The sequence below is a fragment of the Vibrio sp. V39_P1S14PM300 genome, assembly GCF_009904765.1.
In the GTDB taxonomy this organism is placed as follows: Bacteria; Pseudomonadota; Gammaproteobacteria; order Enterobacterales; family Vibrionaceae; genus Vibrio; species Vibrio proteolyticus.
The window spans coordinates 1-9,756 of record NZ_WXWP01000317.1 but is presented as its reverse complement, the minus strand read 5'-3'; the positions used below and the strand labels follow the sequence as shown (position 1 = coordinate 9,756).

Genomic DNA, 9,756 nt, shown 5'->3' with positions numbered 1-9,756 from the left:
AATCTTGAAGGTGTCAGCAGGATGCCGACACGGAACAGGAAAGACCCATGGATTGGTCATCTTCAGGAAGAAGATTCGATTATTCAGGATGAATGATTGGCAAGGAAAGCGAAGGACATTGGCTGGAAGCTCAGTAACTAGGATGGTTACACTACGGAAGGTTAATGGACAACTTCAAGGACTGAGGCACGTCTGTCAGGAAGACAGATAAAGGACACCGCTAGGAAGGCGATGATACGGAAAGTGCTGAAGGATGCAGCTTACTATCAGGGAATAGATGCAGGGAGCACCTAAAGTAGCCGGATTGCTGCGAGTAAGAACCGACCCCACCAGGCGAGAGCTTGGTGGGGTTTTCTTTTGTCATAAATTGTTACACTTGCCACTATTGCCTTAGTTTCACCAGGGTGATTTACTACGGATCCCTAAGTAACAGAGGTATAAAAAACTCAATGGACGACCCCTTCAGGCGACTTCACTTCTTCTCGGCTTCCTTATATGCGGAGGCTGAATCATGTTAGAACTCTTCTTACAACCCGAAATTCTGGCCGTATTTGCTACTTTGTTTGTCCTTGAAATTGTCTTGGGCGTCGACAACGTAGTGTTTATCTCGGTGCTGTGTGAACGACTTCCCGCTTATCAACGTCGAACTGCACGTAATCTGGGTATTGCTTTAGCTGTCATGGCGCGTATCGTGTTGGTCTTTTCGATATCCTGGGTGATGTCTTTGACTCAACCATTGTGGTCTGTCGCCAGTATGACCTTTACCGGACGCGACACGATTATGATTCTGGGTGGTGCCTTCCTATTGACCAAAAGTGCTAAGGAACTTTGGTCGTGGTTGATGCATGTCGAGTCTGCGCACTCCACTCGAGTTCGTACCGGACTAGCGGTCGTGTTGCTACAGATTGTTGCTGTTGACGCGGTGTTTTCGATGGACTCGGTGATTACTGCTGTCGGCCTGACTTCAGATGTTCCCGTGATGGTCGCGGCGATTCTGGCGTCGGCAGTGGTGATGGCGATGACCGCAGAAAAGATCAATAACCTGGTGACTCGTTACCCGGGCTTCAAAACACTGGCGTTGCTGTTTCTGGTGCTGCTCGGTGGCTTGTTGATGGCGGAAGGCTTTGCCATCCATGTCAACAAAGGTTACGTGTATTTTGCGATGGCGTTTGGTTTGATTCTGGAGCTATGCCATATCCAGATTAAAAATAAACAGCATCGTGCAGTGGCGATTCGACGTATTCGTCCGATGAGTAAAAATCGTCAAGCCATGCTCGGTTAAATGTGGCTTGAGTAGAGAAGGGAAGCGTAACGCTTCCCTTTTTGTTTTACGCGTATTGTAAATACAAACCCATACATTAAATCTATGGCTGGGGTGGATTTGTACACTGTATTATTGGACGGAACTTAACAATCCTAACGTAGTCAGATGGCTACAGCCTTAATCGTAGATGGAAGTCATTCATGTCCAAACCCTGGAGCCTCTCGCTGATAGCGGCCAGCATTGTCGGCGGTAGTGTGTCTCTTTATGTTAACTCCGGCCCTACACCTCAACCCTTTCCGACCATTGGTGTAGAAAAAGGCAGTATTGAAAAGCAAGCCATTGCGGTGGGTAAAATCGTGCCCGCGCACTCGGTATCAATCAAATCACAAATTGATGGCATTGTGGGTGAAATATACGTCCAAGTTGGGCAGAAAGTGACACAAGGTCAGGCTCTGATAAAAGTGCGTCCAAATCCGACGCCCCAAGCTTTGACAGAAGCCTCTACTGCGCTGATGCGCAGTGAAGCGGATTTAGAATCGGCACGTCAGAAATTGGCCAATCTGGAAAGCCTGATCACACAGAATATCATTCCGCGTAATTATGACGAGTATGTCACCGCCCGATCAGAGGTGAAATCCGCAACAGCTGACGTGTTACAAAAACGCCAGAATCTGGAACTGATTCAAAGTGGGGAAGCCTCGGTGGGCAACTCCAAACTGACGTCGACCATTTATGCGCCGATTGACGGTACGGTACTGAATCGTAAAGTCGAAGTGGGTGAACCGATTATTTCGACTGAATCCAGTCAGGCGGCGACAGAAATGATGTCGCTGGCGGACATGAACAGCATGGTTTTTAAAGGCAGTGTCAGCGAACATGATGCTGCGCAGTTAACTCCGGGTATGCCGGTCGTGTTGACGGTAGCGCCGTTTCCGGATTTCGAAATACACGGCACACTGACCAAGGTCGCGATTCAGTCGGAAAACCTCAATGCTCCGGCAGACACCTCAGCCAAGAGCTTTGATAACGGCTTTGAGGTGGAAGTGGCCAACCTGCAAATACCGGATACCGTCACGCTACGTTCCGGTTTTTCCTCTACCGCGAAAATCACCCTCAAACAGGCACAGAATGTTCTGACGTTGCCAGAGCGTGCATTGAAGTTTGAAGGGGACACGCCTACCGTCCTGATCCCGGATAACTCTGAACAGGGCTTTCACTCCCAGCCGGTAAAACTCGGTTTATCGGACGGTATTCAGGTGGAAGTCATTGAAGGCGTCAGTCTGGATGAGCAGATCATTGACAACAGCATGATGGACGCAGTGCATGGGTAACAAAATTTGGCGCCCGGTGCGAGGCATGCTGGTAATGTCAGTGGGGTTGTTGGCCATGCCAAGTTATGCCCTGTCGATTGAAGAGGCCTGGCAGGCGGCGAAACAGTACGATCCATCGTATGAGCAGGCAAAGATCGGAGTTCGTGCCGGTGAAGTGCAAGTTTCCGAGAGTCGCAGTGCGTTATTGCCTTCGATGAATGCTACGGCGTCCACAAGCTGGAATGACAATCACCGAAACGCAACCAGTTATGGGGCGGACATTACTCAGACTATCTGGGACAGCACGCTATGGTCCGGTTTGGATCAGGCACAGGCCAGCTACGTCGCCTCCGAGCTGGAATTGTCAAAAGCACACAATGCGCTGGCTCAACAGCTCATCAGTGCATACCTGGATGTGGCCAGCGCTCAAGGTGACCTACAACTGGCACAGAACAAACTGGCGGAAGGCGATAAGCTGCTGCGGATCTCTGAGAAGCGCTACCGGGCGGGTAAGACGAAGTCGATTGACATCGAAGATATGCGCGCCAACCAGATCTCGGAAAAAGCGGCGATTCTCAGTGCCCAGTCGAGACTGGAAGAAAAGCGCGCTGAATTGGCGGCGCTGATAGACCGTCTGCCTGAACACGTGGATGAGATTCAGACCGATACGCTGGTGGAACCTGCCATGCTGGTCAGCACCAAAACCGAGTGGTTGAAATTGGCCAAAGATAACAGCCCCGAATTGCTGGTGGCGATGCAGAAACTCAAGGTTAGCGAAGTCGCGAGAAAGGTCGCACAAGGCGGTTATTACCCGAAATTGACGGGGAACCTTGGGTATCAGGACGGCGATCGACGTTCAGAGGGCGAGTTCAGTGCCGGGCTATCATTGAGTGTGCCGATTGATTTAAACGGTGCGACTCGGGCTAAAGTGGATCAGGCATCATTGACGATTCTCAGTGCTAAGCAAGATGTTCGCAAAGTGGAGATCGACATTCAAAAACGCATTCAACAACAATTCGAGCAAGTCAGGCTCAACTGGCAACAAGTGCTGATGGCCAAAGAGTTGGTTGATTACCGTGCTCGAGTGCTGAGTAGTAAAGAAACACTGTATGACGCGGGGATGGCGCAGGCCTCGGACGTTATTGATGCACACAACGATTTGTTTACGGCCAGAAATAGTCTGCAGCAGAACTTGTATGGCTACTGGCGTCAGCGTATTGGCCTGTTACAAGCCGCCGGTAAACTAGACGATAACACCATCAGCATGATTTCCGGAGCATTGCGTTCATGATCAACGTGCTGCAACAAACCGGACAGACATTAACGGCACACCGAATGAAAAGTGCGCTGGCCGTGATTGCCATATCCTGGGGTGTGATTTCTGTGGTGGTTCTGATGGCGTTGGGAGAAGGTTTTTATCGCCAACAGAGTGCGGCTTTTGCTCTACTGACCAACAGCACTCAGATTGTGGCACCTTCTCAAACCGGTAAACCATGGCAGGGATTAGCGGCACGGCGGACGATTCAAATCTCCGCGGAGCAGGCTAACCGTCTGATGCAAACTGGGTACGTTTCTAAACTGGCGCTGATGTACGAACAGTGGGATGCGGCCGTCACTAACGGCAAAGGTCAGACCCTCACGTCTAATGTTGGCGGTACCGATGACGCATATTTGTCGTTAGTGCAGCTAACTCTGAAGCCGGGAGGCAGGAGATTTACCCCCTCGGATCTCAATAACCACACCCGTGTTGCGATAGTCGGTAACCAGATTGCTCAGATGGGCAAACTGACGGTTGGGGACAGGATTAAGGTCAAGGGTATCCCGTTTTACATCATTGGTGTACTCAGTGATGTAAATTCGGGGATCTCCTTTGGCGATCAGCGTCGTGTGTTGATTCCAAGAACCACCTATCTGGATATCTGGAATGACAAACCAGGGTTGCTGCTGGTTAAGCCCGCACAGGAGATCAATGGCCCTCTGTTGCGCCAGAACCTGTTGCGTTATTTCGCGGGTCAGCTGCATTTCGACCCTAGTGATACGGACGCTATTCATCTGCCCGATCTTAGTGATGGCGCGGATGTGATCAACGGGATATTACGCGGGATCCAGTTATTTCTCGCCGCCAGCGGGGCGATGACCATGGCTGTCGGCGCGTTAGGGGTCGCTAACATTATGTTCCTTTCGGTGACGGAGCGAACCCGTGAAATTGGGGTTCGGTTGGCCATCGGTGCAACGCAAAACTCAGTCATGATTCAGTTCCTTGCCGAAGGGCTCACTCTCGTCGTTGTCGGTACTTTGACAGGCTTGCTGGTCGCCGCAGGGACGGTTCATTTACTGGTTCAACTATCACTACCGGACTGGATGGGAACCCCGGTGATCACGCTAGGTTCGATTGGTGTTTCCATGCTCGTCACTGTCGCACTGGCTTTGATGGCGTCGTATTTTCCGGCCCGCCGTGCGTCGAGACTGACGCCGGTCGTGGCTTTGAGTGCGAGGGTGTGACGATGTTGTTACCGATGCGACAAATTATTCAGGAAATGGCCGCTGAGAAACTGCGCCTGACGCTGACGGTTCTCGCTGTCACCTGGGCGACGTTGTGCATTGCGTCTATGCTCGCGGTTGGAGAGGGGATCCGCCTGAGTGTTATTCGCACGATCCAGAATGGTAATGGCAATCTCTTGTATGTAACGGGTGGGCTGGCGAGTATCGACAATGGCGTGTTTCATGAGGGACAACCGCTCAAACTCAAGGTTGATGATAGCGCCGCGTTGCAGGCGTTACCAGCGGTACTCACTGCGCTGCCGAGCGCAGAATGGGATGAGCGACTTTCCGTTGGTGACCGGGGAACGTGGCGCAACCCGATCGCGGTTCCGACGGAATATGCGACCATGACCAGACTGAAGATGATGCCCGGCAGCCGCTGGTTTAATCCGCTCGATCAAAAAGAGCAGCGTAAGGTGATCGTGTTGGGTTATGCCAGCGCGGCGGATCTGTTTAACCCAAATGAAGTGTTTAATTGGTTTGCTGCGGTGAAGCTAAAAGTGAACCCGGTGGGTCAAAAGGTCAAACTCGGATCGGAAGAGTTTACCGTGATTGGGGTACTGGCCAAAAACAGTGCGGATATCGAATGGGGCGATCCGGTGAACTACTCCAGTTTTGTGCCTTTGTCGACCTGGCAACGTTTTCATACAAATGGTGATATCGGCGCGATCAATGTCCAGCCAAGTCAGCATGCCGATCGGTTGGTTTTGGCTGCGACCTTACGTCAGATCCTGGCGCGTAAACATGGAGCCAATGTGGCCGACGAACAGGCTGTGCAAATCGACGATATGTTTTTAAAACAAAAAAGCATGCAGCAGTTTCTGGTTGGTTTACAAAGCTTTCTTGGCATCATCGGTTTCGTTACGCTGGCTGTAGCAGGCGTGGGTATTGCCAACGTGATGTATGCCACCGTGAAGCGCTCTACCCGCGACATCGGTGTGCGTATGGCTGTTGGGGCGACCCCAACAGCTATCCGGGGGCACTATCTGATTCAGTCCATGCTGACAATGATGTTGGGTGGGGTGATGGGACTTGGAGTGACTTACGCCATGGTATCGGCAATCGGAGCGGTGAATCTGGACGGAAACGTGTTTTACGAGCAACTGGGTAAACCTATTCCCGAGTTGTCCTGGCTGGTGGTGGCGATTGTGATCGCGACACTACTGGTGATTGGTGTTGCTGCAGCCTGGCTACCGGCAAATCGTGCCGCCAGTATTACGCCGTTGCAGGCACTGCAAAGTGAATAAAAAGTTGAACGAAAAATCATGAAGTTATCCGACAAACCTTTGGTCAGGCTCAACAATATCTGTAAGTACTACGCTAGCGGTGAAACCGAAGTCCGCGCACTGGATGGGGTTGATCTGACGATAGCGCCGGGCGAGTTTCTGGCGATCCTTGGCCCGTCAGGATCGGGAAAGTCCACGCTGATGAATGTGCTGGGATGTCTGGATCAGCCGACGAACGGTGAATATTATCTGGATGGACAGGATGTTTCGGCGTTGAGTGCCAATGCGCTGGCATCGATCCGCAATCAGAAAATTGGCTTTGTGTTCCAGAGTTTCAATTTGCTGGAATACGCGAGCGCGCTGGACAACGTGGCCTTGCCGCTGGTGTACTCCGGAGTTAAAGCGAAAGAACGACGTGCTCGTGCTGCCCGCTTACTTGAGCTGGTCGGGCTGGGTGACAGGCTGGATCACAAGCCGAATCAGCTGTCAGGCGGACAAAAACAACGTGTGGCGATCGCGAGGGCACTGGTGAACGATCCACACATTATTTTGGCTGATGAACCTACCGGAGCTTTGGATTCAAAATCGGGAGCGGAGATCGAGGCGTTGTTCAATCAACTTCACCAGCAAGGCAGGACATTGATCATCGTGACCCACGACAACGCTTTGGCAGAGCGGACCCGGCGCGTGATCACCATTAAAGATGGCGCGGTGATTTCTGATCGGGCACCTGTGGTGCCAGCTTGAAAATAATAAAAAGGCGAGTGATGACACTCGCCTTTTTTCTCATCGCCGGAAATCGACCGGTTCTGAATTTTTAAGGTGAATCTGCGTGACGGCCGGGGCCGTCTCAGCAATCACTTTGCCATGACGTATCGAGTAGCGCACCGGGACCTGACGGCGCAGTGCATCAAAACCACTTTCTGCTGGTAGGATCAACAGACTGCCTGGCTTGCCGACTTCAATGCCGTAGTGATCCTGAATGTTTAACGTGCGGGCGGAGTGGCTGCTGATGAGTTTGAGCGACTCATTGATCTGGTCATAGCCCATCACCTGACACACATGTAGGCCCATATGCAGCACCTGGAGCATGTTGGCGGTTCCGAGAGGATACCAGGGATCGAATACATCATCGTGACCAAAGCAGACATTAATGCCTGCGTTGAGCATCTCTTTCACCCGGGTGACGCCACGGCGTTTAGGGTAATCGTCAAAACGGCCCTGAAGGTGGATATTCACCAGTGGGTTCGCGACAAAATTAATGCCGGACATCCGCAACAATCGGAATAGCCGTGACGCGTAGGCGCCATTATAAGAACCCATAGCGGTTGTATGACTGGCTGTAACCTTATTACCCATGGCGTATTTGTGCGCCAATGCCGCCAGCGTTTCAACGAAGCGGGACTGTTCGTCGTCGATTTCATCGCAGTGTACGTCGATCAGTCGATCGTATTTTTTCGCCAGTTCAAACACATAGTGCAGTGATTCAACACCGTATTCACGAGTGAACTCAAAATGGGGGATTGCGCCGATCACGTCTGCCCCTAGTTTGAGCGCTTCTTCGAGTAACGCTTTGCCATTGGGATAAGAGAGGATACCTTCTTGAGGAAAGGCCACGATCTGTATGTCGACCCAGGGCTTCATCTCTTCCCGTACCTCAAGCATTGCTTTGAGAGCGATCAGAGTGGGATCAGATACATCGACATGCGTCCTGACGTGCTGCACGCCGTTGGCAATTTGCCATTTGAGGGTTTGGGTTGCACGTGTTTTCACATCCTCGATAGAGAGCTGTTCTTTGCGCTCCGCCCAGCGCTCTATGCCTTCAAACAGCGTTCCGGAAATGTTCCAGGCCGGCTCACCGGCCGTTTGCGTGGTATCTAAATGAATGTGTGGTTCACAAAACGGAGCGACAGCCAGGCCGCCTTTCGCATCAAGGATTTGGCCTGCAAATTCATCACTGTCCGTCGCAGGGTCGATCCGGCTGAAGCAGCCGTTTTCAATCAAGATGTTTTTGAGCGGTTCTTCGCCTTCAAGTCTGGCGTTTTTTATCAGTAATGTTGTCATGACGTGTCCTTATGCCGTCTGCGTTGCGAGTGTTTTTTTGTTGATAATAGGATTGAGTATCAGGTAACTCAATGCCCCGCCCAGTACCGCGTTGACCGGTACCACGCCAGGCAGGAAATGACCTGCAACCACACCGATGATGACAGCGGAGATTGCGGCCCAGTTGATGGTCTGAAACTCTGCGGTCGAGAAATCACGGTAACGCTTACGATTTATCATGAAATCCGCAATGATCACACCACCGATAGGCGGAATAGCCAAAGAAAGAAAGGTTAACCAGCCCACAAAGTTGTTGTACAGCCAAAGCGCACACAGGGTGCCAATCAGGCCATTGAATATAGAAATGAATTTGCTCGGCAGACCGGTAATGTTGGAGAAACCCAGATCGGAGGCGTAGAGCGCGTTGTCATTGGTGGTCCAGATGTTAAGACCGAGGACGATAATGGCAGGCAACAATAACCCCTGTGCCATCATGACTTCAGAAATATCCGACTGACCAGTCACTGAGGCGCCGGCTGCACCGAAAACAAACATCAGTGAGTTACCGATAAAGAACGCGATCATGGTCACCAGGACCGCGCCTGCTGGCTTTTTACCGAAACGAACAAAGTCGGCAGTGAGTGTACCTGCGCTGACAAAGGAGCCGACAACCATGGCCAGAGCAACCGAAAAGTCAATAGGTTGCGTTGGTTGTGTGGTCTGTAGCTCGCTCAAACCGCCCACACTGTTTATGGCTTCAGAAACGGACCAACTCCCCAGAATTGCAATGGCCGGTACCGCTATGGCAGACAGAATCATCAAAGCTGAAATGCCAAAATAGACCGTCGCAGTCATCATTAAACCAGACACGATAATCAGAATATCTGTATCAATACCGGTGGCTTTTTGCACCGGAATCGCAAACATCGCAACTCCGACGCCAAACCAGCCCACTTGCGTTCCACCCAACAAGGCTGAGGGCAGCCATGAGCCTTTAGAACCGAAAGAAAAACGCGCAAGGAGATGGGTGGAGAGGCCGGTTGAAGCGCCGATGTAGCCAAGACAAGACGTGTAAATACCGAGTATGAGATTGCCGATGAGTACAGCAAGGAAGAAGTCGTTGAAACTCAGGCCGGTACCGAGTGAACCGCCGGTCCACATACTTGCGGAGAAAAATGTCAGCCCCAGCATCACCATGGTCAGTGATGCGACTCCTTTTCTGGCCGATACTGGCACCGGACCAAGACTGTAGTTGTTGTCTGCAGCCATTTTTAACCTCCGCTATCTGATTGTCGAAAACTTACGTTACCAAAATCCAGGCAAACGGCGCGTATTATGATGATGTAAAATTGAGAGTCAATGAGTTTATTGC

General features: G+C 51.4%; 8 protein-coding genes. 6 read left to right on the top strand and 2 right to left on the bottom strand.

Annotated elements, in window-relative coordinates:
- Nucleotides 1-511: 511 nt before the first annotated feature.
- The 6 genes from CAG65_RS16215 to CAG65_RS16190 all read left to right on the top strand — a co-directional run bounded on the left by CAG65_RS16215 (nucleotide 512) and on the right by CAG65_RS16190 (nucleotide 7,088).
- Nucleotides 512-1,282, top strand: a complete 771-nt coding sequence (locus CAG65_RS16215) for a TerC family protein (protein WP_161454303.1) — start codon at nucleotides 512-514, stop codon at nucleotides 1,280-1,282.
- A 182-nt stretch (nucleotides 1,283-1,464) separates the two neighbouring features.
- A complete protein-coding gene (locus CAG65_RS16210; RefSeq protein WP_161454302.1) occupies nucleotides 1,465-2,595 on the top strand; it encodes an efflux RND transporter periplasmic adaptor subunit in 1,131 nt (376 codons plus the stop codon).
- On the top strand, nucleotides 2,588-3,865 hold the full coding sequence (locus tag CAG65_RS16205; RefSeq protein ID WP_237668838.1) for a TolC family protein: 1,278 nt from the start codon (nucleotides 2,588-2,590) through the stop codon (nucleotides 3,863-3,865). Before CAG65_RS16210 ends, CAG65_RS16205 begins: the two co-directional genes overlap by 8 nt.
- Entirely contained in the window at nucleotides 3,862-5,076 is a 1,215-nt protein-coding gene (locus tag CAG65_RS16200) for an ABC transporter permease (RefSeq protein ID WP_161454301.1), read from the top strand. The genes CAG65_RS16205 and CAG65_RS16200 overlap by 4 nt, the downstream gene beginning before the upstream one ends.
- Nucleotides 5,077-5,078: 2 nt before the next feature.
- Nucleotides 5,079-6,362 (top strand): ABC transporter permease, encoded by a 1,284-nt coding sequence (locus CAG65_RS16195; RefSeq protein WP_161454300.1) that lies wholly within the window; start codon nucleotides 5,079-5,081, stop codon nucleotides 6,360-6,362.
- A gap of 18 nt (nucleotides 6,363-6,380) precedes the next feature.
- The gene (locus CAG65_RS16190) at nucleotides 6,381-7,088 is read left to right on the top strand and encodes an ABC transporter ATP-binding protein (protein ID WP_161454299.1); all 708 of its coding nucleotides are present in this window, start codon (nucleotides 6,381-6,383) and stop codon (nucleotides 7,086-7,088) included.
- 39 nt (nucleotides 7,089-7,127) lie between these two features.
- Here the strand turns inward: CAG65_RS16190 and CAG65_RS16185 are convergent, their stop codons facing one another.
- Both CAG65_RS16185 and codB read right to left on the bottom strand, forming a co-directional pair.
- Nucleotides 7,128-8,405 (bottom strand): cytosine deaminase, encoded by a 1,278-nt coding sequence (locus tag CAG65_RS16185; protein WP_161454298.1) that lies wholly within the window; start codon nucleotides 8,403-8,405, stop codon nucleotides 7,128-7,130.
- 9 nt (nucleotides 8,406-8,414) lie between these two features.
- The gene (gene codB / locus CAG65_RS16180) at nucleotides 8,415-9,653 is read right to left on the bottom strand and encodes a cytosine permease (protein WP_161454297.1); all 1,239 of its coding nucleotides are present in this window, start codon (nucleotides 9,651-9,653) and stop codon (nucleotides 8,415-8,417) included.
- Nucleotides 9,654-9,756: the final 103 nt, after the last annotated feature.

Coding starts and splice junctions, on each gene's coding strand:
- CAG65_RS16215 (WP_161454303.1), top strand. CDS start 512: ATGTTAGAACTCTTCTTACAACCCGAAATTCTGGCCGTATTTGCTACT.
- CAG65_RS16210 (WP_161454302.1), top strand. CDS start 1,465: ATGTCCAAACCCTGGAGCCTCTCGCTGATAGCGGCCAGCATTGTCGGC.
- CAG65_RS16205 (WP_237668838.1), top strand. CDS start 2,588: ATGGGTAACAAAATTTGGCGCCCGGTGCGAGGCATGCTGGTAATGTCA.
- CAG65_RS16200 (WP_161454301.1), top strand. CDS start 3,862: ATGATCAACGTGCTGCAACAAACCGGACAGACATTAACGGCACACCGA.
- CAG65_RS16195 (WP_161454300.1), top strand. CDS start 5,079: ATGTTGTTACCGATGCGACAAATTATTCAGGAAATGGCCGCTGAGAAA.
- CAG65_RS16190 (WP_161454299.1), top strand. CDS start 6,381: ATGAAGTTATCCGACAAACCTTTGGTCAGGCTCAACAATATCTGTAAG.
- CAG65_RS16185 (WP_161454298.1), bottom strand. CDS start 8,405: ATGACAACATTACTGATAAAAAACGCCAGACTTGAAGGCGAAGAACCG.
- codB (WP_161454297.1), bottom strand. CDS start 9,653: ATGGCTGCAGACAACAACTACAGTCTTGGTCCGGTGCCAGTATCGGCC.